The organism is Allocellulophaga tsushimaensis (assembly GCF_055383085.1).
Genome location: NZ_AP039451.1, coordinates 2692403 through 2718425, shown reverse-complemented (window position 1 = coordinate 2718425; position 26023 = coordinate 2692403). Strand labels below are relative to the sequence as shown.

The 26023-nt window shown below is 31.1% G+C and carries 28 protein-coding genes; 6 read left to right on the top strand and 22 right to left on the bottom strand.

Annotated elements, in window-relative coordinates; all coding sequences use genetic code 11:
- Positions 1 to 9 precede the first annotated feature (9 nt).
- From ftsY to mqo, 10 genes are all read right to left on the bottom strand, one after another.
- Complete coding sequence (gene ftsY, locus ACZ451_RS11745) at positions 10 to 972, bottom strand: signal recognition particle-docking protein FtsY (protein WP_464212628.1); 963 nt, start codon at positions 970 to 972, stop codon at positions 10 to 12.
- 196 nt (positions 973 to 1168) lie between these two features.
- Positions 1169 to 1318, bottom strand: coding sequence for a DUF4295 domain-containing protein (locus ACZ451_RS11740; RefSeq protein WP_464212626.1), 150 nt, complete (start codon positions 1316 to 1318; stop codon positions 1169 to 1171).
- Between the two features lie 8 nt (positions 1319 to 1326).
- Complete coding sequence (gene rpmG, locus ACZ451_RS11735) at positions 1327 to 1509, bottom strand: 50S ribosomal protein L33 (RefSeq protein WP_084062296.1); 183 nt, start codon at positions 1507 to 1509, stop codon at positions 1327 to 1329.
- Positions 1510 to 1530: 21 nt separating this feature from the next.
- The gene (gene rpmB / locus ACZ451_RS11730) at positions 1531 to 1767 is read right to left on the bottom strand and encodes a 50S ribosomal protein L28 (protein ID WP_464212622.1); all 237 of its coding nucleotides are present in this window, start codon (positions 1765 to 1767) and stop codon (positions 1531 to 1533) included.
- Positions 1768 to 1840: 73 nt separating this feature from the next.
- The gene (locus tag ACZ451_RS11725; protein WP_464212620.1) at positions 1841 to 3088 is read right to left on the bottom strand and encodes a competence/damage-inducible protein A; all 1248 of its coding nucleotides are present in this window, start codon (positions 3086 to 3088) and stop codon (positions 1841 to 1843) included.
- Complete coding sequence (locus tag ACZ451_RS11720; RefSeq protein WP_464212618.1) at positions 3089 to 3427, bottom strand: Hpt domain-containing protein; 339 nt, start codon at positions 3425 to 3427, stop codon at positions 3089 to 3091.
- Between the two features lies 1 nt (position 3428).
- Positions 3429 to 4040 carry a fumarylacetoacetate hydrolase family protein gene (locus ACZ451_RS11715; RefSeq protein WP_464212616.1) on the bottom strand — a complete coding sequence of 204 codons (612 nt, stop codon included), beginning with the start codon at positions 4038 to 4040 and terminating at the stop codon, positions 3429 to 3431.
- Between the two features lie 19 nt (positions 4041 to 4059).
- The gene (locus ACZ451_RS11710; RefSeq protein ID WP_464212614.1) at positions 4060 to 4974 is read right to left on the bottom strand and encodes a carboxypeptidase-like regulatory domain-containing protein; all 915 of its coding nucleotides are present in this window, start codon (positions 4972 to 4974) and stop codon (positions 4060 to 4062) included.
- The gene (locus ACZ451_RS11705; RefSeq protein WP_464212612.1) at positions 4974 to 5750 is read right to left on the bottom strand and encodes a 3'-5' exonuclease; all 777 of its coding nucleotides are present in this window, start codon (positions 5748 to 5750) and stop codon (positions 4974 to 4976) included. Before ACZ451_RS11705 ends, ACZ451_RS11710 begins: the two co-directional genes overlap by 1 nt.
- 108 nt (positions 5751 to 5858) lie before the next feature.
- On the bottom strand, positions 5859 to 7340 hold the full coding sequence (gene mqo, locus ACZ451_RS11700) for a malate dehydrogenase (quinone) (protein ID WP_464212610.1): 1482 nt from the start codon (positions 7338 to 7340) through the stop codon (positions 5859 to 5861).
- Between the two features lie 163 nt (positions 7341 to 7503).
- Between mqo and ACZ451_RS11695 the strand changes: the two genes are divergently transcribed.
- A complete protein-coding gene (locus ACZ451_RS11695; RefSeq protein WP_464212608.1) occupies positions 7504 to 9126 on the top strand; it encodes an amidohydrolase in 1623 nt (540 codons plus the stop codon).
- A 34-nt stretch (positions 9127 to 9160) separates the two neighbouring features.
- Here ACZ451_RS11695 and ACZ451_RS11690 read toward each other — a convergent pair whose 3' ends face one another.
- The 9 genes from ACZ451_RS11690 to ACZ451_RS11650 all read right to left on the bottom strand — a co-directional run bounded on the left by ACZ451_RS11690 (position 9161) and on the right by ACZ451_RS11650 (position 18659).
- Complete coding sequence (locus tag ACZ451_RS11690) at positions 9161 to 9670, bottom strand: GNAT family N-acetyltransferase (RefSeq protein WP_464212606.1); 510 nt, start codon at positions 9668 to 9670, stop codon at positions 9161 to 9163.
- A gap of 239 nt (positions 9671 to 9909) precedes the next feature.
- Entirely contained in the window at positions 9910 to 11418 is a 1509-nt protein-coding gene (locus tag ACZ451_RS11685) for a glycoside hydrolase family 99 protein (protein ID WP_464212604.1), read from the bottom strand.
- Positions 11419 to 11555: 137 nt separating this feature from the next.
- A complete protein-coding gene (locus ACZ451_RS11680) occupies positions 11556 to 12257 on the bottom strand; it encodes a DUF4369 domain-containing protein (protein WP_464212602.1) in 702 nt (233 codons plus the stop codon).
- Positions 12258 to 12346: 89 nt separating this feature from the next.
- Positions 12347 to 13675: a DUF819 family protein gene (locus ACZ451_RS11675; protein ID WP_464212600.1), complete on the bottom strand. Its 1329-nt coding sequence runs from the start codon at positions 13673 to 13675 to the stop codon at positions 12347 to 12349.
- A gap of 28 nt (positions 13676 to 13703) precedes the next feature.
- Complete coding sequence (locus ACZ451_RS11670; RefSeq protein ID WP_464212598.1) at positions 13704 to 14510, bottom strand: Cof-type HAD-IIB family hydrolase; 807 nt, start codon at positions 14508 to 14510, stop codon at positions 13704 to 13706.
- 60 nt (positions 14511 to 14570) lie between these two features.
- Positions 14571 to 16769, bottom strand: coding sequence for a DUF5916 domain-containing protein (locus ACZ451_RS11665; protein WP_464212596.1), 2199 nt, complete (start codon positions 16767 to 16769; stop codon positions 14571 to 14573).
- 92 nt (positions 16770 to 16861) lie between these two features.
- Complete coding sequence (locus ACZ451_RS11660; protein WP_464212594.1) at positions 16862 to 17791, bottom strand: alpha/beta hydrolase; 930 nt, start codon at positions 17789 to 17791, stop codon at positions 16862 to 16864.
- Entirely contained in the window at positions 17791 to 18378 is a 588-nt protein-coding gene (locus ACZ451_RS11655) for a hypothetical protein (RefSeq protein ID WP_464212592.1), read from the bottom strand. Before ACZ451_RS11655 ends, ACZ451_RS11660 begins: the two co-directional genes overlap by 1 nt.
- Before the next feature lie 5 nt (positions 18379 to 18383).
- Positions 18384 to 18659 (bottom strand): DUF2089 family protein, encoded by a 276-nt coding sequence (locus ACZ451_RS11650; protein WP_464212590.1) that lies wholly within the window; start codon positions 18657 to 18659, stop codon positions 18384 to 18386.
- Between the two features lie 163 nt (positions 18660 to 18822).
- Here ACZ451_RS11650 and ACZ451_RS11645 point away from each other — a divergent pair, with 163 nt between their 5' ends.
- On the top strand, positions 18823 to 19599 hold the full coding sequence (locus tag ACZ451_RS11645; RefSeq protein WP_464212588.1) for a S1/P1 nuclease: 777 nt from the start codon (positions 18823 to 18825) through the stop codon (positions 19597 to 19599).
- A gap of 5 nt (positions 19600 to 19604) precedes the next feature.
- On the opposite strand, the gene ACZ451_RS11640 is transcribed toward ACZ451_RS11645, so the two are convergent.
- Positions 19605 to 20204, bottom strand: a complete 600-nt coding sequence (locus tag ACZ451_RS11640; RefSeq protein ID WP_464212586.1) for an alpha-ketoglutarate-dependent dioxygenase AlkB family protein — start codon at positions 20202 to 20204, stop codon at positions 19605 to 19607.
- The gene (locus ACZ451_RS11635; protein WP_464212585.1) at positions 20204 to 21076 is read right to left on the bottom strand and encodes an AraC family transcriptional regulator; all 873 of its coding nucleotides are present in this window, start codon (positions 21074 to 21076) and stop codon (positions 20204 to 20206) included. Before ACZ451_RS11635 ends, ACZ451_RS11640 begins: the two co-directional genes overlap by 1 nt.
- A 194-nt stretch (positions 21077 to 21270) precedes the next feature.
- On the opposite strand from ACZ451_RS11635, the gene ACZ451_RS11630 reads away from it, so the two are divergent.
- A complete protein-coding gene (locus tag ACZ451_RS11630; protein WP_464212583.1) occupies positions 21271 to 21852 on the top strand; it encodes a hypothetical protein in 582 nt (193 codons plus the stop codon).
- Positions 21853 to 21931: 79 nt separating this feature from the next.
- Here the strand turns inward: ACZ451_RS11630 and ACZ451_RS11625 are convergent, their stop codons facing one another.
- Positions 21932 to 23719 (bottom strand): DUF885 domain-containing protein, encoded by a 1788-nt coding sequence (locus ACZ451_RS11625; RefSeq protein ID WP_464212581.1) that lies wholly within the window; start codon positions 23717 to 23719, stop codon positions 21932 to 21934.
- A 161-nt stretch (positions 23720 to 23880) separates the two neighbouring features.
- Between ACZ451_RS11625 and ACZ451_RS11620 the strand changes: the two genes are divergently transcribed.
- Genes ACZ451_RS11620 through ACZ451_RS11610 form a run of 3 tightly spaced genes read left to right on the top strand, consistent with a single transcriptional unit; the run spans position 23881 to position 25955 of the window.
- Positions 23881 to 24435 (top strand): RNA polymerase sigma factor, encoded by a 555-nt coding sequence (locus ACZ451_RS11620; RefSeq protein WP_464212579.1) that lies wholly within the window; start codon positions 23881 to 23883, stop codon positions 24433 to 24435.
- Complete coding sequence (locus tag ACZ451_RS11615; RefSeq protein ID WP_464212577.1) at positions 24419 to 24958, top strand: hypothetical protein; 540 nt, start codon at positions 24419 to 24421, stop codon at positions 24956 to 24958. Before ACZ451_RS11620 ends, ACZ451_RS11615 begins: the two co-directional genes overlap by 17 nt.
- Positions 24942 to 25955 (top strand): hypothetical protein, encoded by a 1014-nt coding sequence (locus ACZ451_RS11610; protein WP_464212575.1) that lies wholly within the window; start codon positions 24942 to 24944, stop codon positions 25953 to 25955. Before ACZ451_RS11615 ends, ACZ451_RS11610 begins: the two co-directional genes overlap by 17 nt.
- Positions 25956 to 26023 lie beyond the last annotated feature (68 nt).

Sequence of the window (26023 nt, the reverse complement as noted above, 5' to 3'; positions counted from 1 at the left end):
CTTAGGAGCTTATGATTTGTTACTAAAGAAAGAGTCTACAAACTCATATTTATTAAAAACTTGTAAGTCATCTATACCCTCACCTACTCCAATGTATTTTACAGGAATTTTAAACTGATCCGAAATACCAATAACAACCCCTCCTTTTGCAGTACCATCTAGTTTAGTCACTGCCAAACAAGTAACATTAGTTGCTTTTGTAAACTGTTTTGCCTGTTCAAAAGCATTTTGTCCTGTAGAACCATCTAAAACTAAAAGCACATCATGTGGGGTTTCTGGAACTACTTTTTGCATTACTCTGCTTACTTTAGAAAGCTCGTTCATTAAATTAATTTTATTATGAAGTCTTCCTGCTGTATCTATAATCACCACATCGGCATCTTGTTTTACGGCAGAGCTCAGCGTATCAAAAGCTACCGAAGCTGGGTCACTGCCCATATTTTGCTTTACAATTGGTATCCCTACCCTATCAGCCCAAATTTGTAATTGGTCTATTGCTGCTGCCCTAAAAGTATCACCAGCCCCTAATACCACTTTTAAGCCTTTTTTATGAAACTGATTAGCGAGTTTCCCTATTGTAGTTGTTTTACCAACACCGTTAACACCAACTACCATAATTACATATGGTTTTTTATCTGCTGGAATACTAAAATCTGTAGCTTCTCCTACATTTGTTTCTGATAACAAACCAGCTATCTCTTCTCTAAGGATATCATTTAATTCATCTACACCTACATACTTATCTTTAACAACCCTGGCTTCAATTCTTTCTATAATCTTAAGCGTTGTATCTACACCCACATCAGAACGCACTAAAACCTCTTCTAAATTATCAAGAACAGCATCATCTACCTTAGATTTACCTACTACAGCCTTGCTTAGTTTATCAAAAAAACTACTTTTTGTTTTCTCTAAGCCTTTATCTAAAGTTTCTTTTTTTTGTGGAGAAAATATTTTTTTAAATAAACCCATATCGTATTAAAATCTTTTATCAAATATATGAAATGAAGCCGTAATCTTAGCGAGTTACCTGATTAGATTTTAAAACTCCTTACATCTAAAATATACAGCAAAAAGTATTGTTTTTTTTAAAAACTTTATGTGTAAAACAGAAAAGCTACTTTCGTATGAAAGTAGCTTTATGTCAAAATAAATTTGAATGTTTTTATTATTTCTTTAACCAGTCATTAACAGCTTCTGGAGGCATTACAGATTCAACAAATGTATATGCTCCTGATTTTGGTGACTTTACCATTTTAATGGCTTTTGTTAATCTTTTTGAACTAGTTTGTAAACTTGCTACCGTTTTCTTTGCCATGGCTTATCTTATTTTATTTCTTTATGAACTGTCATTCTCTTTAAGATAGGATTGAATTTTTTTATTTCTATCCTGTCTGGAGTGTTCTTTTTATTTTTTGTTGTAATGTACCTTGAAGTTCCAGGCTGCCCTGACTCTTTATGCTCTGTACATTCTAATATTACTTGGATACGATTACCTTTCTTAGCCATCTTAACTTTATTTTTATAGGATTACTTAATGAATCCGTTTCCTTTAGCTTCTTTCAAAACCGCAGCAATACCTTTTTTATTAATAGTTTTTAAAGCTCTTGCAGATACTTTTAAAGTGATCCAACGGTCTTCTTCAGGAATATAGAAACGTTTTTTAGATAGATTTACATCAAATCTTCTTCTCGTTTTGTTTATGGAAAACGATACGTTATTCCCAAACATAGCTCTCTTTCCAGTAATTTCACAAACTTTTGACATATCGCTAGGATTTGTATTATTTTAAACAGGCTGCAAATTTATGTCTTTTTTACAGAATGCACAAAATTCTTTTTTAGAATTTTACAATTTCTTTTTGCAATAGCTCAAGTGCTTTATTTACAGACTTTTGCACAACACGCTCTCGTTGTTTTCCCATCATAAATTGTGCTGAAGATACTCCTTTAGGAGAGGCTATAGCAATAAAAACTGTACCCACTTCTTCGTCTGATTCTCCTTTAGATGGTCCTGCATTTCCTGTAGTGGCTATTGCAAAATCTGTTTTTAAGAGTTTTTGAACATTTACTGCCATATTTTCTGCTACTGCAGCACTCACCACAGAGTGCTCTTTGATGATAGCTTCTGGAACATTTAAAACATTAATTTTAGTTTCTGTAGCATAACTCACCACACTGCCTTTAAAATAGGCAGATGCACCAGGAAAAGCAGTAAGTTGTTTTGCAATAGTACCACCTGTACAACTTTCTGCTGTTGCTAAGGTATATTTTTTCTGAATCAATTGCTTTGCAATAACCTCTTCTATGGTCTCGTTATTTTCTTCTCCATAGATAAGCTCAGGGATTAGCGCATATAATTTTTTTACCTCATTAGTAACAAGACTTTCTAATGCTTTTTCTGCTATCCCTTTTCCTGTTAGCCTTAATCTTACACTTCCTAAACTTGGTAAATACGCTAAACTTAATTGTTCTGGTAAGTTATTCTCCCAATCTTCTATACGAGCTGCTATAGTACTCTCTCCTTCTCCATAGGTAACCATTGTTCTATGGATAATAAAAGGTCTTTTAAAAGAACTTGAAATTTTTGGAATTACATAATTTTTAAACAAAGCCTTCATTTCAAAAGGAACACCAGGTAAAGAAACAAATACAGCATCATTGCCCTTTATCCACATCCCTGGGGCTGTACCATTTTCATTTGGTAATACTTCGGATTTAGAAGGCACTAAGGCTTGTCCCTTATGCACCTCAGAAATTGGCTTATTAAGATGTTTCTTAAATAAGGCTTTGACGTGCTTTAGTACTGCTTCATTAAAAATTAAGGTATCATTAAAATATTCGCAAAGGGTGTGTTTTGTAATATCGTCTTTTGTAGGGCCTAATCCTCCTGTAATAATAACAATATCTACTCTGGATTCTGCTTCTTTTAAAGCATTTAAAATATGTGTTTTATCGTCTTGCACAGAAGTAATCTGATAGACAGATACTCCAATTTGGTTAAGTTCTTTGGCTATAAATGCAGAATTTGTATCTACTATCTGACCTATGAGAATCTCATCGCCAATCGTAATAATTTCCGCAAACATTTATATACTGAAGTCCTTTTTAAGCTCCATAATAACCTGAGTAACATCTTTCTCTAAAAGCGGAAATAGTTTTTCTATTTCTCCACTATCGTTTGAATTTTTACCCAGAGTTTCAATTTCTAAGGCAGCAACTCTAGCTTGTTCCATCCCTAATAAATCTACATTTGGTTTTATTTTATGGGCTAATTGATATACATTTTCGTAATCTTTGTTGGCTACTGCTACTCCTAGTTTTTCTAAATCACCTGGTACCTCATCTAAAAAAACGGCTACTACTGAGCTTACAAAATCTTGGTCTCCTTCAGCAAGTTCATTGATTTTATCAAGACTATAAATCATTCTATTTAATCTTTACGTTAAAGAGTTCTATTTCTTCTAACTTACCAGAAAGGTAGTCATTAGTTTTTACTTTGCCAACTCCTGCTGGAGTACCTGTAAATATAATATCGCCTTTTTTTAATGTAAAAAATGTACTTACGTAGGCAATTAATTCATCTACTTTCCAGAGCATCAAGCTTGTATTTCCTTTCTGAACGATTTCATTATTCTTAGAAAGCGTAAAATTTAGGTCATTAATATTTTCAAAATTTTTCTTTGGCAACCAATTTCCAATCACTGCTGCGCCATCAAAACCTTTCGCTTTTTCCCAAGGAAGCCCTTTTTCTTTCATTTTTTGTTGGATATCTCGTGCTGTAAAATCGATACCCAAGCCTACTTCATCATAATAATTAGCCGCAAATTTAGTAGCAATATGCTTCCCTACTTTTTTTATTTTAACTAATACCTCTACTTCATAATGGATATCATTAGAAAATTCAGGGATATAAAAATCTTGTTCTTTAGGTAATACAGAAGAATCTGGTTTAATAAAAACCACAGGATCTTCTGGACGTTCGTTAGCTAACTCCTCTATATGAGCGGTATAATTTCTTCCTATGCAAATTATTTTCATATTACTAAATTTTTAAAACTCATTTTTCTCCAATTTTTAGGCTAATTGCTGGGATATATGCTTTTGTTTTGTCTTTAGACATCACTTTAAAAACCTCCCAATTGCCCATACCATATATCATTGCTTTTAAATTCTGATTTTTACTGTAGACACCTCCAAAAGTGGGGGCAAATCTATCTTCTACTTTTAATTGATTTGTAATTGTATTCCTTTCTTTTGTTTTATACCAATTACTAGGTATAAATAGCCATTCTAAACCAATATAGACTCCTCCTTTAGGAATTTCGATATGCAAAGCAGCTAAATCTATAGACACAAAATCTTCAGGTTCTCTTGCTTCTAAAACAATACTTTTTCTAAGGAGATCGTTTTTAGGTTTCTTTGTTTTTTCATCCACATCATAGACCCGTAATCTAAATTTAGAAGACACTCCTTTAAATCCAGAATTTTTCCGCATAAAAACAGTTACTTTATCAATGTATTTTTTAGACGCTCCTATATTAGGAAAATACAATGCAAGAATCCATGGCGTAGAGGATGAAGAAAAACCGCTAGTGAGACTATAACTCGCAATAGGGTTTAAAACTGCACTACCTTCTAACTTTTTAGAAATCACTACCTCTTCTAAAGCAAAAGATTCTTCACGCATTTCAAAACGTTTAGCATCATACAATAGCTTGGCTGCTACAATAGTATCTTTATAACCTAACGATGAAATATGAACATTTTTTTCTAGGAAAGTTTGAGGAATGTCTACAAAAAAATGACCTTTTTCATCTGTTGATGTACCTTTTAAAGTGTTCAAAAAACTAAGGTTTACAAAGGGGATTGGAACTTTTGTGATATGGTCGTATACATAACCCTCAAAATTTATATCTTGAGCATTTACAAGATTTAGAGGTAAAAGAAATAGAGCGCAAAAAATGAACCGCATCAACTTAGCTTGTTATTTAATTTACTTAGCTTAATTTGAGTCAAAATTTTCTTGGTATACAGGGGAAAGTCAGAATTTAAGATCCAACTAAAATATCCAGGTTCTTTTTCTAAAACATCCAATACTTTTTTCCCTTTATGTTTTCCAAAAGAAAAAGCAGCATCTTCATCTTTATCTACGATAATAAAGCCAGCAAAATCTACCGTTTTTTTATGCGAAGAAAATTCTGCAAGTTTTTTTACATTGTTTTCTAAATCTGGATAGCGTTCTAACTGCGATAATAATACCTCATAGGTTGCATTGGTATCTGCTGCGGCACTATGTGCATCTGTTAATTCTTTATTACAGTAAAACTTGTAGGCAGCACTTAAAGTTCGTTTTTCCATTTTATGAAAAATAGTTTGTACATCTACAGATACCGTATTTTTCATATCAAAATCTACTTCAGCTCTTAACATTTCTTCAGCCAATAATGGAATATCAAAACGGTCTGAATTGAAACCTCCTAAATCGCAATCTTTGATAAGGGCATAAATTTCTTTAGACAATTCTTTAAAAGTAGGCTCATTAGCAACTTTTTCGTTGCTTATGCCATGCACAGCAACAACTTCATCGGGAATATGCATCTCTGGATTTACCAACCACGTTTTACTTTCTTTATTTCCGTTAGGAAATATTTTTAAGACAGCTATTTCTACAATTCGATCTTTGGCAACATTGATACCCGTTGTTTCTAAATCGAAAAAGCAAATAGGCCTTGTAAGTTGTAACTCCATTATTATTTTAGTTTATGTATAGCGTATTGAATTAGGTTGCTATAAAATTATTATTAAGCCACCAAAATTAAGAAATACCTCGCTAAGATACTTGTATGGTATTTAAAATTAACTTTCTAATTTAAGAATAGCAGTGGTAGTAGCTCTTGTACTTTTACATAAGGCAGCATCAGTAATTAAAGATTGTCCATAACTAGGGATCATTTCTTGTAATTTATGAATCCAAAGATCAGATTTCATTTTCTCAGGAAAACATTCTTGCAAAAGATTAATCATTATAGAAACCGCAGTAGATGCTCCCGGGGAAGCCCCTAATAATGCTGCTAACGTTTTGCTCTTATTAGAAACAATTTCGGTCCCAAATTTTAAAACACCGCCTTCTTCTTTATCTTTTTTGATAATTTGAACACGTTGTCCTGCAGTAATCAATTCCCAATCTTCAAATTTTGCATTTGGATAATATTTTTGTAGTGCTTCAAATTGCTCTTCTGGAGATTGAAATACTTGTTCTATGAGGTATTTTGTTAATGAGATATTATGTAAACCCGCAGAGATCATTGGAAATATATTATGTGCATCAATAGAAAGTGGTAAATCTAAATAGGAACCGTTTTTTAAAAATTTTGTAGAAAACCCGGCATATGGACCAAATAACAAAGAACGTTTTCCATCTAGCATTCTAGTGTCTAAATGGGGTACTGACATTGGCGGCGATCCCTCTTCTGCCATTCCATATACTTTTGCTTCATGTTGTAGAATAACTTCAGGATTAGTACACTTTAAAAAATGACCACTCACAGGAAAACCTCCATACCCCTTGCCTTCTTGGATATCAGATTTTTCTAAAAGCTTTAGAGCCCCTCCACCCGCACCAATAAAAACAAAATTACTTTCAATTGTTTTTTCTGTATTGTTTTTTAGATCTGTAATTTCAATTTCCCATTTCCCATCTTTGTGCAATTCTAAATCCTCTACTTGATGTCCTAAAAAAATATCTACACCATCACAGCTTTCTAAATACCTAATCATGCCTCTAGTAATAGCCCCAAAATTAACATCAGTGCCAATTGCCATTCGGGTAGCTGCATTTTTTTGCTTTTTATCCCTATTATCCATAATCAATGGAATCCATTCTAGCATTTCAGCATAGTCTTCTGAATATAACATATCTTCAAAAATGCTATATTTTGATAATGCTTGATATCTATTTTTTAAAAAAGAAGTGTTTTTTTCGCCCCAAACAAAACTCATATGATCAATATCATTGATAAATGGTATTTGAGTTTGCACTAAATTAGTACGCACTAAATAGGCCCATAATTGTTTAGAAATTTCAAAAGATTCACTAATTCGCAATGCCTTAGAAATATCTATATTACCCGTTTCATCTTGTGGGGTATAGTTTAATTCGCAAAAAGCAGCATGACCAGTTCCTGCATTATTCCATGCATTAGAACTTTCTGCTCCTACTTGATCCAAACGTTCATAAATAGTAATCTTAGCATCTGGCTGTAGCTGTTTTAAAAGAACAGCAAGCGTAGCACTCATTATTCCGGCACCAATTAAGGTATAATCTTGTTTAGATGGCATTTACTTTTGCATTAGTGCTACAAGATAAAAAGAATTCTAACAAAGAATTAAATTTTAAAATTAATAAAAAAGCGAGTACGAATAGCTTTACAGATTCTAAAAAATATCGTATTTTGCACAGGTTTTTTTCTTTAAAATATAACTTAACCAACCAGCCGCTAAAATGAAAAAATTACTCTCACTACTGCTTTTAATATCCCTAACAAATTGTGAATTCGCAAAAGAAAAAGCTGATTTAATTATTGTAAATGCTAATGTATATACCGTAGACTCTACTTTCTCTAAAGCCGAATCTTTTGCCATAAAAGAAGGGAAATTTATTGCTATTGGAAAAACTGATGAAATTCTTAAAACCTATACTTCTGACTATACTATTGATGCAGATAATAGAACCATAACACCTGGTTTAATAGATGGACACTGTCATTTTTATCGTTTAGGACTTACCCAGCAAGTTGTAGATTTGGTTGGCACTACAAGTTTTGATGAAGTTATAGCACGGGTACAAGATTTTCACCAAAAAAACCCTGAAAACTTTATTAGAGGAAGAGGTTGGGATCAGAACGATTGGGAAATTAAAGAATTTCCAACAAAAGAACAATTAGACATCTTGTATCCGGATATTCCAGTGGCTTTAGAACGTGTAGACGGACATGCCTATTTAGTAAATCAGAAAGCATTAGATTTAGCAGGTATTAAATGGAATACTAAAGTAAGTGGTGGCGAAATTGTAAAAAACAGAAATGGTAACACTGGTATTCTTATTGATAGCCCTATGGATTTGGTTGATGCTGTAATGCCAAAACCAAACAAATCAAGTCAGATTAAAGCTTTACATGAAGCGGAGCGTATTTGTTTTAATAACGGACTTACCACTGTTAATGACGCAGGTTTAGATAGAAGCACTATAGAACTGATAGATAGTTTACAACAAGCAGGTGATTTAAATATTAGAGTGTATGCCATGATTAGTAATACTCCAGAAAATTTAGATTATTATTTAAACAAAGGAATTTTAAAAACAGACAAACTAAATGTACGCGCTGTAAAAGTTTACGGAGACGGTGCTTTAGGCTCTAGAGGAGCTACGCTTAAAGATGAGTACTCAGATAAAGAAAACCATTTTGGAGCCATGTTAACTACTCCAGAAGAAATGGAAACCTTAACGGAACGTATTGCCGCGTCTGATTATCAAATGAATACCCATGCCATTGGTGATTCTGCTAATATTGTGGTGTTAAGAGCTTATAAAAAAGTATTAGAAGGTAAAAAAGACAGGCGTTGGAAGGTAGAACATGCACAAGTAATTACTGGTGAAGATTTTGATTATTTTTCAGATAATATTCTTCCCTCTGTTCAACCCACACATGCTACTAGCGATATGTATTGGGCAGAAGACAGATTAGGAACAGAACGTATAGAAGGTGCTTATGCCTACAAAAAACTACTACAGAAAAGCGGCAAAATTGTTTTGGGAACAGATTTCCCTGTAGAACAAGTAAGTCCTTTTTTAACTTTCTACGCTGCAGTAGCCCGTAAAGATTTAAAAAATTATCCAGAGGGAGGTTTCCAAGCGCAAGATGCTTTATCTAGAGAAGAAACTTTAAAAGGAATGACTATCTGGCCTGCCTACAGTAATTTTGAAGAAAAAGAAAAAGGAAGTATTGAAATAGGAAAACTAGCCGATTTTGTGATTCTAAGCGATGATATTATGACCGTTGCCCCTGAAAAAATTCCTGGTATTAAAGCTGAACAAGTTTATATTTCTGGTAAAGTTGCGGAGTAATATAATAGGATTTACTTTTCAAATCCACTCTAATTTATAATATTCCTTTTTGAAAATAACATACTTCTCCGTCTTTATAATGATCTGGAAGTCCATCTGTATTTTCTAGTTCTTTTGTACCTAAAAATTGGAATCCTAGCTTTTTATAATGACTGATCAAACCTTGATTGAATCCAACAGTATCCATTCTAATATATTCCAAGTTCTTCTTCTTCCCATATTCATTAGCCCATCTCATCAAATTTTTAACTAGGTTTTGACCTCTAAAATTAGGGTTTGTGGCTATGCGATGTATATAAAGTGAAGGTTCATTGTTTGTATCACCCCAAATTAGTTCATCATTTAATGTTGTGGCCCATATACATGCAATTTGTTCGTCAATCACTAATTTCCATTGTCTATTTTCCGCTATTTCATTTAATATTAATTCTTTCGGGAATTCTGGCCAATAAACTTGGTTTTTAGATTTCATGTAAGCTGTTGCAATCTTATATAATTCAAATATTTTTGGTAAATCACCTGGCAGACTATTCCTTATTTCCATAATATTTGATTTTTAATTACTCCTAAATAAATTATATTAAATATAAAACTATAATTTTTATTTATTGTGTATGAATTTAGGAAATCAATACTTTCAAAATATACCTTAAAAGGATATACAGAAGTGGGGATTGTATAACAAAATCTTACTTCAAAATAATATGATCTTTAAATCTTTGGTAGGATCATAATGGTTTTCAAAAATACTGATCTTGATTAGGAATGTATTACTGAGTTTTATTATAATTCGTCTAGTAATTCCCTAGCTTTATCCAATTGTAAAGAGATAAGATAATAAAAGACCTGATCTAATTTTTTATACTCTAGCGTTTTTCCTTTATGCTCTTTTCTCTTTTTGTATAGTAGCACAGATAATTCTAAATCACCAACATTTTGATCTATTTGAAGAAATTCTTGAATAATAGAAAGTGACTGATATTGGTACTCTACAGAAGGTTCTATTGCCGTTCCTTCACCCCAATCATTCCATGTAATGAGTTGAATAAAATCTGTAGAAGCATCCTTTGATCTGTTCAAAGTTTCTCTAAGTAAGTCCCCATTTCTATTTGGAATAATATCTAATGGCGATGTTCCCCAACCGCCCTCTACATAAAAATCTTTAAACTCAAACATAGCTCCACCTCCAGTATACTCAAATTGACTGGCATAGTTATACAAGTTATTATTTTCCACTTCTCCAGCCCAAGCATATACACCATTTGTAGCTGAAGTTAAATTGTAAGTTGATGGATGATATGCTAATGGAAAAAACTTGATTTCTGTATCGATAGAAGAAAAAACATTTAACCAATCGGTATCAGATTTTAAAGTAATTGGTCCAAAATTCAGTAGAACTGGGAAATTATCTAGCCTAAAATAATTATCAGTATTAAAATAATTATCATTCATATATTTCAAGTCTGCTTTAGCTAAATCCAATTTATCACCTGTATACCCTTGGTTAAGAATACTCTCTATAGTTCTATCTTCATACACTATTCCATATTTTAGTCCAACTTTAGTACACATTTCTATTACAGCATTAGAAGCTTCTAAGAGTTGCGCATAGTCGTTATAATTCCAAGTTCCATAAAAGTCAATTAGGATACCATCAATGCCAGTCAATTTCATACAAATTAATGCATATTCTAAATAGTCAGGATCAGTACTGTCATAGGGTTCTACAAGTGGGTAATAATGAGAGGCAATGTCTCTTTGTCCATTGCTTAAAAAGGTATCAGGATTTCTGTTAGCCATAGTCCAATGTGCTCCCCAATACCCAGTTACGTCTGGTGTTTGGAACCAAGGCATATAATGTGCTAAAATAGGGGTGTTATAATTTTTTGATATTGGGGCTGGGGCGTATTCAACAACTGTAAAAGTTTCATTTTCAAATTCAAAACTTAGATTATATGTTTTTACACTTTTATCTTCAGCCGTTACTAAAATTTGATAATTAGTACTTAAAGCATTTATTGTTTCACCAATAGTTACGTTGGCAACAGCATTATCGGATAGGGAAATTGATTTGATATTTACCGATTGTGTCCCGAATGGTAATTGCTTTTTTAGTGTAATATTTATTCCAGAAATATTGGTTTCATATTCTAAAGCATTGTTTTCTAAAACTAAATTCAGAATTTCTTTTTCATTAGAAGCACTAGTTAATTCATTATCAGAAGGTTCTTCTCCGCTATCGCAGGATAAAAACATAACTATAAAACAAATAAAAAAAACGAGGTTTTTCATACCTTAAACGGGTTTTAATTTGGGCTTAAGATTCTAAAACGGTTTTTTAGCCTAATTTATTGTAAACTTAAATGGGGCTATAAAATATCATCAGTATATAAATAACTATACACAAAATATAATTCTTATAGATAAAGTTACTCTTCCTTGCGTTCCTCCAAAAGTTTTTTTAAGGCTTTCCCATATTTAGAAGCAGCTATCTCGGGAGTTAGCAGACCATTGAGGGAATCTAAGTATTTAATATTTGCATCTGCCACTTCGTATACGGCAATATACGGAGCAACATAAGAATCTTTATTGTTTATGGCAAAGTTTAATGCATAGGCATAACTTCTATAGGTGTTTTTATTGTTCAATTGTAAAATAGAATCTAAGGCAAGACTATCCTTACTGATTTCAGGATCATAACTACTTTGTATGTATTCTAGGTTTTTCGTATTGTATCGGTTCATCCCCTTTTTAAACTCCTCAAATTTTTTATTACTTGTAGAACCGGTTACAGTAGCATTTTTCTCAAAAGTATCCCATTGCGTATTTATAGTAATTATGCCTGGTTCTCCAAAAAAAGTGATCCTATCATTAATATCATTATGATCATTATTATTTAGATATAAGTAGAACATTTCTGGGCTTTCTATTTCTGTTTTAAAGCTAAATGCACCATTTCCATTAATTTCTAAAGAATCTAAAGTAACCAATGTACTATCGATGTGTTGTAAATATAAAACTCCTTTTTTTAGTCCTTTAATATTTCCGTTTACAGTCATTGTATTTTCAGTATCTCCTCCGCAGGAAACTATAAAAAGGGCTAGTGTAATTAAAAAGAGTACTTTTTTCATGATTCAAATTTTAGTGTGGCAAATATCAATAAAAAAATAGTTTTGTAATAAAGATTTGGTCATAGTATTAGCATAACTTTTAAACAAGGCTACAATTTAGACACCACTTCCATTAAATACGCACAAAGTAATGCGCCCCCTGTACCCACTACATAACCAAAAACGGCTAGTAAAACTCCTACAGAAGTTAATGATGGGTGAAATTCGGCTGCTACTACAGGTGCAGAAGCTGCCCCACCTACGTTAGCTTGACTACCTACCGCTAAAAAGAAGAAAGGTGCTTTAATAATTTTGGCAACTACGATTAAAAGTATAGCATGTATGCTTATCCAAATAAGACCAATAGCGATGAGTCCAGGCTTTTCTAAAATTCGGCCTAAGTCCATTTTCATCCCTATGGTAGCTACTAAGATGTAAATAAAAACACCTCCTATTTTACTAGCACCAGCTCCTTCATAATTTTTCGCTTTTGTAAAAGACAAACAAACTCCTACAATGGTAGCAATAACTACCATCCAAAAGAATTTACCTCCTAAAAAAGATAAAAAGTTTTTTTGATCGCCAACAGCTGTAATATTGGCACTTAAATAAGCACTCAAATAATCTCCAAAAAAGTGTGCTATTCCTACTGCTGCAAAAGCAAAACTAAGCAACATGATATAATCTTTAAGCGTGGGTACACGGGTAATTTTTTCTGTAAATGCCGTTACAGTTACTTTTAATTTCTCAATAGCTGAAGTATCTGCTTTTAACCACTTATCTATCGCTTTAGTTTTTCCGACACCTAAAAGTAAAATAGCCATCCAAATATTTGCAACAACAATATCTACCAATACCATACCGCCATACTTTTCAGGATTATACTGAAAAATTTCATACATAGCAGTCTGGTTTGCACCACCACCTATCCAACTCCCGGCAATAGTTGCTAAGCCTCTCCAAATTTCATCAAATCCATGACCATCTAGTGTTTCAGGAGAAAAAATAGAAACAATTAGCATGGCTATAGGACCACCAATAATAATCCCAATAGAGCCTGTTAAAAACATAATTAAGGCTTTAGAGCCTAAGCTAACAATTGCCTTTAAATCTATACTCAAAGTCATTAAAACTAGCGCTGCAGGAAGTAAATACCTACTTGCAACATAGTATAAGGAAGATTTATGATGTGTGCTATTCCCCAGTTCATCAAGAGTATGCCACTCTTCTGCTGCTATTCCTAGAGAAACTAATATGGCTGGAAGCAAATAACACAATAATACCGCTGGAACTATGCCATAGAACTTTTTCCAAAAACCAGTTTTTATAGAAGAGGTATAAAAGATACCCCCTAGGCAAAGTGCTAACAACCCAAAAACTACGGCATCATTGGTAATTAGTGGTTCTGGTAATAATTTGGTGATTTCTTCTACTATCATAGTTATGTGCTTATCTTTTCAAATATAACTAATCTAAAAGATGTTTTTTAATAAATGCCGCTACACCATGTTCTGTATTTTTTAGCGTAACATAATCTGCAATAGCTTTTACCGCTGCCCTACCATTGGCTACTGCAACACCACAACCTACATTTTTTAACATCTCCAGATCATTATAATTATCGCCAAAAGCAATCACATCGTTTAGGGTGTCTGTATTTTTTAATAGTAATTGAATTGCAGAGAGTTTTGAAACCTCTTTTGGAGCTATTTCTATGAGCGTATCATTAGAACGGTAAATATTAATATCTTTTGATAGTATGTTTTCTAATTCTGGATATAGGAGATCACTTGTTTCTTTGGTGCCCATAAGCATAATTTTATGCACTCCAGGAATTGCTTTTGCTTTCCAGTCTGCCAATGTTTTACTTGTAGGCTGATATATTGGGTTTGTTTTGGTGTATTTAATTTCTTTTTCTACCCGTTCTGATGTTTCTGCTACATGCCACTCATTTTGATAATACAAGCCTAATTTAACATCGTATTTTTCAGCCATCGCATAAATTTGTTCAACTAGTGCTAAAGAAATTGTTTTAGAGTCTAATATGGTTTCTCCATCTAAAACTAAAGCTCCGTTATAACATATGATAGGTTGCTTTTCTATACCCAAATCTTTTTGAATATAATGCATGGATTTTGGCATCCTTGCCGATACTAAAATTATTCTAGTATTATTTTTAATTCTAGAAATTTCGGCAATAGAAAATGCTGAAACATCACTTTTAGTAGAAAGTAAGGTACCATCAAGGTCAGAGCAAAGTATTTTGTATTTCAATTTGAAAGTTTAGCAATTAAGTTTTCAAATTTAATGCGTTTCTGCCTAACTAAAAACGTTTTAGATATTTAACCAATACGTTAATTTTAAATTGATAGATCTATTTCTAGGTTCAAAATTATTTACAGCATAATTATCATTATACACAATAAAAAGGTCTGACAAGGGAGCAAAACGCCATTGTAATCTAGAATTAAAACCTAAATTATCTCTTTGATTGCTGTATTGTACCAAAGTAGACCAAAATATACTTTTACTAAAGGTAAAGTTAAAACTAGGGCTAATTAACCAAAACTCGGCACTAGAATGTGGATCGGGTAAGCTTATTTTATCGTAATTAAATGCTAATCGAATTCTTGCTTTAGGTTGTATGCGTAAGGTAATATCTGCTTCTGCACCATATTGTTTGCCATTAAAAAATTCGCCCCCACCTTGGCCCACAAAATAAGAAAAGTTTTTTCTCCTATCCGAACGGTAGCCTACAAAGAAATTAGTGTAGTTAAAACCTTCATTCCCAGGCAATGGTACAGCACCATCTTTCCCAGTAGGATCAAAACCATCTAATAGAAAAGTAAAGTTATTGGTTACTCTAGCAAATATCCTTGTTTGATTGGTGAAATCTATATTCCATGAGGTATTAATTCTATGATCTGTTTTTTTAAGGTTAAGACTGGGGCTTAAGGTAAAACTTGGAAAAAACTCAACTGAATGCCTGTTTATTTTTCCTTTTTTAGGCCAAAAAATACGTTCTCCACCAGTTACGAATTTAAAAATATCCCTTCTACGGATAAAACCTAAATCGGATCTAAAATCTTCACCGATATAAACCCAATCTGTAAAAAAGTTATAATTTCTACTATTAAAACCTAAATTAACACCTAAAGACAAATCTTTATTACCGCTGTTATTTGCAAAAGATTTATGAGCGTAGTACTTACCTCTCCATTTATTATCTTTTGAGGCTAAATTGTAATCTATTCCTAAAACCCTATTGTAACGGTCTTCTGGTGTTACAAAATCTAAGTCTTTAAAAGTTTCTCTATTGATAAAAAAGATTCCAATATTAGACCTAGCAAAAACCTTTTTTTGCAAGGCTAACATGGTATTATTGTTCCCTGCAATTTCATTTTCTATATCATCTTCTGTCTGTATGTTTAAAACACCTATCCGCCAATCTTCAGATAATTTACCACTAAGTCTTGCCCCTGCCACAATTCTATTCTCAACCGAATTTCCATCTTTATCTGTAGCAATACCGATCCTTCTAGAAAAGAAAGGGTTTGCATCTCTCCTGCCCCCAAAGCTTGAAAATAAATCACTATTATCTATAAAAAACTGTCTGCGTTCTGGTAAGGAGATTTCAAAACGCGTTAAATTGGTAAAAATATTATCTACTTCTACATTAGAAAAATCTGGATTAATAGTTACATCTAAATTAAGTCCGTTTCCTATGGCTATTTTAGCATCGCCACCTACTTTTATATTTGAGGCACTTTCATCAGTTTCAAAGTCTTTTTGGGCTATTGTATTTACATATGGAATTAAAGCAATAAGTTTTTTTGGTTTACCCAAAGGCTTTTCAAAAATCATATTTCCCATAAATGCCACGCTAAAAATAGATTGGTTTTGAGGTATTCTAGCCCATGTACTTGTTTCATTTGACTGCGTATCAAACTTATAACTATTAAAACGCCATTGAGTACTCCCCTCCTTAAATTTAAAAGAACTTAGAGGAATTGCCATTTCGGCAGTATAATAATCATCATAAATTTTAGCATCTCCTTTCCATTTCACATCCCAAGACACTATAAAATTACCGTTATCACCACCACCATTTGCAATTAAAGCTTCTCGCCGAACACCATACGGGTTAATACCAAATAAAAAGGCATTGGTACCGTCATTAAAAGTATCAAAAAGTAAACTTATATTATCATTACCACCAGCTCTAAAATCTCGTTGGAGAGAATTAATTACAAATTTCTTACCACTGGTCTTTATTTTTATCCCAATAAATAAATGCGTTCCATTAGTCAGCATTTTTATAGTAGTAGGTTGTTTTGCCAAAATAGAATCTGATGGAAAATACTGCTGAAAATTATCTGCTCCATCTGCCATTTGCCATATCTCCTCATCTAAAACACCATCAGGGGTAATAGTTTCGGAAATATATTTTACTACAAAATTTTTATCCCCATTTTGAGAAAATACAGTCAAAGAAAATAATATGCATACGCAGGTGTAAAATGCTTTTAACATGGAACTTTTTTATTTTGCGACGCAAATTTAAGTGTTTATAGCGTTAAAAAAATCCCAAAAAATACAGCTTTATAAATTAGTTTTACTCTTAATTATTGTTTTACAAATTCAGATATCGTATGTATTAATAGTTTAGAAAGTGGAAACTCTTTTTTAGCATAAGATTGTTGATTTTCTTCCAATGAATTTACGGTTTTTAATACATGGTTCATTTTAGGAATAATGACCAGTTTAGCTTCAGGTTTAGCGGCTTTTAATTTTTCTGCGTCAGCAACCATAACCTGTAAATCTGCATCTCCGTTTATAATAAGGGTAGGAATAGTGATTTTTTGAATTTCTTTTTGAGGATCTATCGTGATCCAATTTTTGAGAAACTTCTGATTTTGAGGCGCAAAAAGAGATAGTAACATAGGATTTACAGTTTTAATGGTATCAGTTTGCATCAATTCAGAAATATGCGCTTCTGCTATTTTACCTAAAGGTGGGCTTTGCGATGTTATTTGTGCTATAATTGTTTTATCAATAGATTGCCCTGCTCCTGCTAAAGAGGTATAACTTTTTATCAATCCTGTAATACTAAGCATCGCTACTAAAGAACCTTGGCTATGCCCTACTAGGTGAATACCGCTAAAACGTTTATCATTTTTAAAATGGTTTACCGCTATATGTAGATCATCTACAAAATCTTTAATAGTTATATTTTTTAGGAATTTACGATTATCTGGTGTAGCGCTTCTTTTATCGTATCTGTAAAAAGCAATTCCTTTTGTATTTAGACTATCGGCTAGTATTTTTATATAATTAGCATTGACAGTAGTACCAGCTTGGTTACCATTTCGATCAACATTTCCAGAACCATGTACAAAAATGACTAGTGGTGATTTTTGTTTGCTTTTTAGATAGCTAAGTATTCCTGGAAGCTGTACTTCTTTGTTTTTTAAATTGAGTTCTTCCGAAATAATTTCTTGAGAAAAAATAAACGTAGAGAATAATAATAGAATGCTGAGACTGATGTTTTTCATTAGTAGTTGCTATTTAAAATTATAATTTTTGAAATTATTTCAGCAATAAGTATTGCTGAAATAAATAGTATTACTGGTTTTATTCCTTTTGCATTAGAAGCAATTTTATAACCATTCCAAAGTAATACAATAGCCCAAATAAGTAATGCAAAAGTGAGTAAGCCTAAAACACTAACAATAATTAAAGAGTTCATTGGCATGGTATTAAGTTCCGGTATCTTATCTGGTGATATGGTATTTAAAATCTTTGTACTAGCATTAGAAAAAATATTATTTATATTAAATAGTGTAGCCAAGTAATAAGGAATTCTAGCCACTAATACGGCGCTTAAAACATCTATATACCTCGTTTTTTTATTATAGTATTTGGCAGCTATAAGCAGTACTATTGAAAGACAAAAAATGTTTATAACATTATCTAAAAAAGGTTGTAAGAAGTTTATATTTATAACAAAATGCAAATCTAAAACCCCATCATACCTTGCATAAAAGATATATGCTAATAGAGAACCAATTAAAGCAAAAAAAGTTCCAGAAATCAGTAGTTTTTTTTCTTGGTATTTTTTAAAAGGATTAAATAATATCATTTTCTTTATTTTAATTTTTCGGTGGTATTTAATTTTTCAATAATATCATCCAACTTATTCCTAACGGTTGGGTAACTATTATTCATTTTATCAGCCATTTTTTTTAAACTACCACTTGTTAATACAAATTGTAATATAAATTCTTGCTCATCTACAGGAAGTTTTAATAATAATGGTAAAGGATAATTTCCAGAAATTACTGTTTCACAGGTATCACAAGACAGCTCACTAACACATAATTTTTCTTCACAACTAGGGCAAACTATAGGTAGTTTTCTCATTTTATTTAAATAAAAATAAATTATATTTAAATAAATATAAATAAAATTAATTAAATAATTAATAAAGTTAAATTTTAAGTAATAAAACTATTTAAACTAAAACTATACAATCTTTAACAATAGCTTAAACTTTCTTTATTTATTTTTGAAGAAAATATTTAGAATGAGAAAGCGTATTGTTGTATTGATATTATTTATAAGTCAATTATCATTTTCTAATGATTTTTTTTGGTCAAAAACGGGGCATAGAACAACTGGTGAAGTTGCACAAAAAAACTTAAGTCGTAAAGCTAAAAAAGCAATTAAAAAATTGCTAGACGGAGAAAGTTTAGCTTCTGCTTCTACTTTTGGAGATGATATTAAAGCAGACCGTACTTATAAAGAGTTTAGTGCTTGGCATTATGTGAATTTTCCTGCTGATAAAAAATATGGAGACGTACCTCCTAGTGAACGTGGTGATTTAATTACTGGGATTCAGAAATGTATAGAAACTGTAAAAGATAAAAACAGTTCAAAGGCAGATAAAGCCTTTTATTTAAAACTTCTCATACATTTAGTAGGCGATTTGCATCAGCCCATGCATGTTGGGCGTTTAGAAGATAAAGGTGGTAATGATATACAGGTACAATGGTTTAACGAAGGTACTAATTTACATAGGGTATGGGATAGCAATATGATTAACTCGTATGGGATGAGTTATACCGAACTTGCTTCTAATTTACCCGTAATTACGAAAGCAGATAAGAAAGCCATACAAAAAGGGACTATTTTAGATTGGGTAGAAGAATCTCAAGATTTAGCCAATAAAATATATGATTCTGTTGAAGTGGGCGAGAAATTACGATACCAATATAGTTATACGTATTGGTCCGTGTTAGAAAACCAGTTGCAAAAAGGTGGCTTACGATTGGCTAAAGTTTTAAATGATATTTTTAAATAACCGTACTATTTCAATATTCTAAAAGTTAAATTGAGGCGCTCTTTTATGGGTTTTGTAGTTTTTGGTATTTGATGCAACCATTTGTGTTGTGTAGCACCCCGCATAAGTAAAAGGCTACCATGTTCTAATAAAATTTTATGTTTTAAGGTTTTTTCTGTTCTGTGTTTTAAATGAAAGAAACGTTCTTCCCCTAAACTTATAGAGGCGATTACAGGGTTTACGCCCAATTCTTTTTCATTATCTGCATGCCAACCATTACTGTCTTTACCATTTCTATATAGGTTTAGTAAACAAGTGGTAAATACCGCATCTGTTTTGGTTTCTATTTTTCTTTTTAGCCTTATTAATTCTTCTGAAAAAGGATGTGGTTGCATCGTAATATTAGCATATGAATAAGGTTTGTTATCTTCTCCGTATAATGCTGTTAATCTTGGTTGAGGGTATGTTTTTCCGAAAACAGTAATATCATCTTGTTGCCATGGAACATTAAGCTTAAAAAACTTAAGGTAGGCATCTGCTTCTTCAGTAGATAAAAAAGCAGGGTAATAAATGATGTCGCTATCGGGTAAATTTAGATGAATCTCATCTTGAAAAAGACCTGCCATTAGTGCAAAATTGTTTTTAATTCGTTTCGGTATTCTGATGGGTTTTGCCCTGTAAAGCTTTTAAAAGATTTATTGAAATGAGAAAAATTATTGAAACCACTTTCAAAACAAACCTCTGTAATACTTAAAGGCTGTTCTGCTAAAAGCTTAGATGCATGCACTAAGCGATATTCATTAACAAATTGCACAAATGTTTTTTTAGTTGTTTTTTTAAAATACCTGCAAAAAGAAGGAACCGTCATACTCACAAGGTCGGCTATTTTTTCTAAAGGGATTTCTTCTTTAAAGTTTGTTTTTACATAATTAAAGATAATATTAATTCTATCATTATCTTTTAATTCCGTTTCCATAGCAAAACCATCTGCATTTAATATTTTAAAGTCTTTAGCATTTGCTAATTCATTCAGGATATTTAGAATAGAGAGTAAACGCTGAAAATCTGTTTGATATTCTAAGATTTCAATTTTTTCTCCTATTTTACTTTTTACAGCACCAGAAAAAGCAATCCCACCTGTGGCCATACTAAATAACTTCTGAATTTTTTTCATTTCAGGAATATTAAAAAAATCATTACCCAGAAAATCTACTTTCATTAAAACAACCGTTTCTTTTTTATTACCCGTAAGTTCATCTGTAAATCCGCAGTGGGGTAAATTAGATCCTATAAGAATTAAATCTCCGTTGGTGTAATGAGATACATGACTTCCTATTTGCCTTTTTCCAGAACCTCCATTTACGTAAACCAATTCTATTTCTGGATGATAATGCCAGTTATTAGTTACATTAAGGTTATGCTCATCAAATACTAAATAAGTAAAAGAATGCCCAAAATCTGGTTCTATAGCTTCAAAAACAGGTTTAATTTGTTTCATTTAGTATGCTTTAGAAATTCTCTAGTTTTTCAAAATTACAACTAAATATGTTTATAATTACCTATTTAGATTTCATTATTATACCTAAAGGGTAATATAGCATAGATATTGGTTAAGTCTGTAGTAGTAACCCTACCTGTTCGGATATACATTTGCCATGTAATTAATTAATAATGTTTTAAAAAACAGAAATTATGAAAAAAGTATCAAAATTAGTAGCAGTAATTGCGTTTATGTTTGTTACAGTAATAAGCATTGCAAGTGAAGGTAAGATCATTGTTAATGGATCTCAGAAGAATTTATCTTTTGAATATGATACAAAAAATCAGGAAACATTTGTTCAATTTTTAGATGTAGAAGGAACAGTTATTTTTTCTGAAAATTTAAAGAATCAAGGTATTTATACAAAAAGATTTAACCTTAATGCTTTAGATAAAGGAGAGTATATTTTAAAAGTAGAAAATGATATGGAGTTAGTTTCATACACTATTGAAGTATCAGAAGGTGCTATTGAGATAGTAGATGAAAAAGAAAAGATTAAACCATTTTTTAGAAAAAAAGACAAAATGCTTTACCTTAATTTTTTAAACCTTGATAAAAGTAAAGTTTCTATTGCTATATATGATAGTTATAATAGAATGGTTTTTTCTGAAGATTTTGAAAACGCATTTGTAATAGAAAAAGCGTTTAATTTTAAAAAAGCATTAGAGGATGACTATAGAATAGTGATTAATGATAGTAGTTCTTACTACTATAAAAATGTAGTTATTAAATAAAGATTTTAAGTTAGATTAGAGTTGATTCAGTTAGTAAAAAGCCTTGAAACAAATATGTTTCAAGGCTTTTGTATGTAATTTATTTATTTTTTAAAATCCAATCATCAATCTTTTTTTCTAAAAGCGCTAAAGGCACGCAGCCCGTTTCTAAAACCTCATTATGAAATTCTTTAATATTAAAAGCGTTTCCTAAAGCTTTTTCAGCTTTACTTCTTAAGTCCATAATTTTTAATTGTCCAATTTTATATGATAAGGCCTGCCCAGGGTTAGCCATATAACGTTCTATTTCTGATATAATACTAGCTTCAGATTCTGCTTCATTATCCAAAGAATAGGCAATTGCTTGTTCCCTAGTCCAACCTTTTGCATGTAAACCCGTATCGACTACTAAACGAACTGCTCGATGCATTTCTGCACCCAACATCCCAAAATATTGATATGGATCTGTATAAAGCCCTAATTCTTTTCCCAAAGACTCTGTATATAAAGCCCAACCTTCTCCGTAAGCACTATACCAAAGTGTTTTTCTAAATTTTGGCAAATTTTCATTTTCTTGAGTAAGGCTTATTTGAAAATGATGTCCTGGGATAGCTTCATGTAAAAATAAATCTTCATCAGAATACATATTATACTTCGCTACATTAGGGATAGGCGTGTAAAAAATACCAGGTCTGGTACCATCTATAGAACCAGGGTTATATTCAGCACTTGCTGATGCTTCTCTAAAAGCTTCTGTTCTCCTTACTTCAAAAGCAGTTTTAGGTTGTTTATCAAATAATTTATTCACAAATGGCTTCATTTTTTGATGAATCGCATTAAAATTGGCAATAACTTGTTGCGGTTCTGTAAATGGCATCAATTCTTTTTTAGTACGCACATGATTAAAAAATGACTTTAAATCGCCTTTATAACCTACTTGGTCTTTTATTTTTAGCATTTCAGAAGAAATACGGGCAACTTCACTTAAACCAATATCATGAATTTCATCTGCAGTCATATCTGTTGTGGTATATAACTTTATTGCATGCGCATAGTAATCATCTCCATTTGGAATTCCTTGTATTCCACTAGTCAACCTCCCTGCTTCCATATATTCTGTGCTCATAAAATCATATAATTTTTGGTAAGAAGGGATAACTTTGTCAGTTAACATTATAGTGTAATCTTCTGTGAGCCTTTTTTTATCTGCTTCAGAAAAATTTTCTGGAAGATTTTTAATCGGTTTATAAAATAAATGTTCTTCTAAATTTTTATCCATTAATGTTGCTAATTGCGGAGTAACTTTTTTAATTAATGATTTTGGTAAAACATAACCACTAAAAATACCTTCTTGCATTCTTTTTTTGGCGCTATCAAGCCATTTGGTATAAGCATCTAACCTTTTTAACCAATTATCATAATCTTCTACTGTTTTAAACGGCTGCGCACCAGTACCTCCAGCCAACTGACCAAAACTAAGTTGCATGGTCCACATTTGGTCTAAAGGAAAAAGTTCTTTTCTAAAAGAAAGTATTTCCATATTACGATCACATTCCCAATTAAGAATTGCTTTACTTAACTTTTGGTTATTTGTTAAAGTACTATCTGCTATAGCATTTATTTTTTCTTTGTAAGAAGCATAAAAAACTTTTGATTTTTCTTTGTAGCCATTTGTTAAATTATTTGGCAACAAATCATTATACCTATTATCTCCAGCCATAGTAGCATTTAAAGGATTCATCTTTAAACCTTCTTGATAATAATCTTCCAATAGCGTATCAAATGCTACATTTACTACTTTTTCAGAATCATTTACTATTTCTTTTACTTCTTCTTTACAATTTTGTAGCATTAAAAAGCAAAAAGCAATTAGGACATAATTTTTCATGAAAATATTTTTAGATGATAATTGAATTAATTTTTCTTGTGTCAAAAAATACAATTTACACATTCAATTCTTTAAAATGATATCTTATTTATATTTTTTCACTGATTTTTGAAACCCTTAATTTTTTTATTCGTTTTTAAAAGAAAGCCTAAAAGTATTCAATGCAAAAAAATATTACCAATATAATTGAAGAATGTAAGAAGGGTAATAGAAGTTCTCAAATTAAACTTTATGATACATATTGTGAGGCAATGTATACCGTTACTTGCAGGTATATTGAAAATAAAGAAGATGCTAAAGATGTGATGCAAGAAAGTTTTTTAAAAGCATTTTTAAAGATTAATTCTTATACACCTAATTATACTATTGGTGCTTGGCTTAAAAAAATTGTGATAAACACCAGTATTGATTTTCTTAAAAAAAAGAAAATTAATTATACTTCAATAGAAGATCTTACATATGATATAAAAGAAATAAACGAAGATAGTTGGGAGTTCGATATAACAATAACAAATACTACTATTTTAAATGAAATAAAATGTTTACCCAAAAGGTATGAACATGTGGTAATGCTTTATTTAATTGAAGGTTATGATCATGAAGAGATTTCTGAAATTTTAGATATTCCCATAAAAACATCAAGAACACAGCTAAGGCGTGGTAGATTATTAATCCAAGAATCATTAAAGAAATATTACAATGAAACGAGAACTTAGAAATAGTTTTACAAGTTCTGATTTTCCTCAGGAAGAATTACCTGATAACCATAGGTTAGAATTTTTAGAAAAGCTAAATAAAGTAAACAAGCCTCTTTATACAGCAGTAAATCGTAATTGGTATATGCAGATAGCAGCACTTTTTCTTTTTTTTATTTCTATAGGATATGCATTATTTAATTATATACAATCTGATGATGATTTTGATAAACAAAATGCAATAGCACATGAAAAATTTTCAACAATAGAAGAAGAATATTTAGCTATTATAGACCTTGAGTGGAAAAAGTTTTTATCCTTAACTAAGGATCAAAAATTAATAGCGAAATATAAAGAAAAATTAAAGCAACTAGATGAAGATTATACTACAATTTCTAAAGCATATCATAGCGACACAGAAAATATTACCATTTTAGAAGACCTAATTCATAACCTACAAACTAGGTTAAGCTTATTAAAAGATATACAAGCACACATTAATTTATTAAATCAAAATAGCGAAAAGCATGAAAAATCAATTTAAAATACTCTTTTTACTACTTGTAATAAGTATATATAGTTTTGGACAGCAAAAAGTAATTATAGATGAAAGTTTTGATGTAAATAAAACATCTATTTTATCTGTGAATTTAAAAGGGTCTAAAGTTGTTTTTGAACCTTCTTTAGATGATAAGATATATGTAAATTATTATATTGAATTTAATAAATTTTCTAAAAATAAAATAGAAAAACATTTAAAAAGAATTAAAATTAACACTAAAAATATTAATAATACTATTACAATAGCAGGTACAGATGCAGGTAATTTTAATGATCAATTTTTTAAAATATTTGTTACACCAAATAAATTAACAAGCAGATTAGATAGTATAAATGTTAAGAAATCTAGAGATTCTATTATTTCTGAGATAAGTGTAGATTATAAATTTTATGCTAATAGAGTTATGGATAAACCTTTAAAAGATAGACCAAAAAAAGTTCAAAGTTTTTTTACGATTAAAATACCCAACTATGTGATTTTAAAAATTAAAGGTGAAGGAGCTGGATATACATTTAGAGGGATAGAGAATACTATTGATTTAAATATTAAAAGAGGTGGTCTTATAGCTGACTTATTAAAAAATCCAAGCAATAAAATGCATTTAAAAGATGCCTCTTTTAAAGTAAATGAAATTAAAGCTGGTGCTTATTTTTTTAACGATGTTTATCTTGGCTTAATCGGTAGTATTTCTGATGCTACTATAAAATCAGATTTTTCAAAAATAGAAATTGGAGAAATTATAAAAAAAGTAACAATAACCGATTTTAACAGTAAATATTGGTTCTATAATTTCTCTGAAAATTTTAAGGATATTAACTTAATAGCAGAATATTCTAAGTTTAATTTCTACCAGACCGAATTACATCAATTTTCAGAAAAACTGAAAAGAGAACATATCTTAGATTTTGAAGAAACAATATTAATTAATCAAAAACCTATCTACTTTAAAGCTTTAAATAGCATTATAAATGGTTATTGATATCTAACAAATAAAAAGTTGGATAGATGTTCTTTGATATTATGAGCAAATAAATTGACGAATATAAT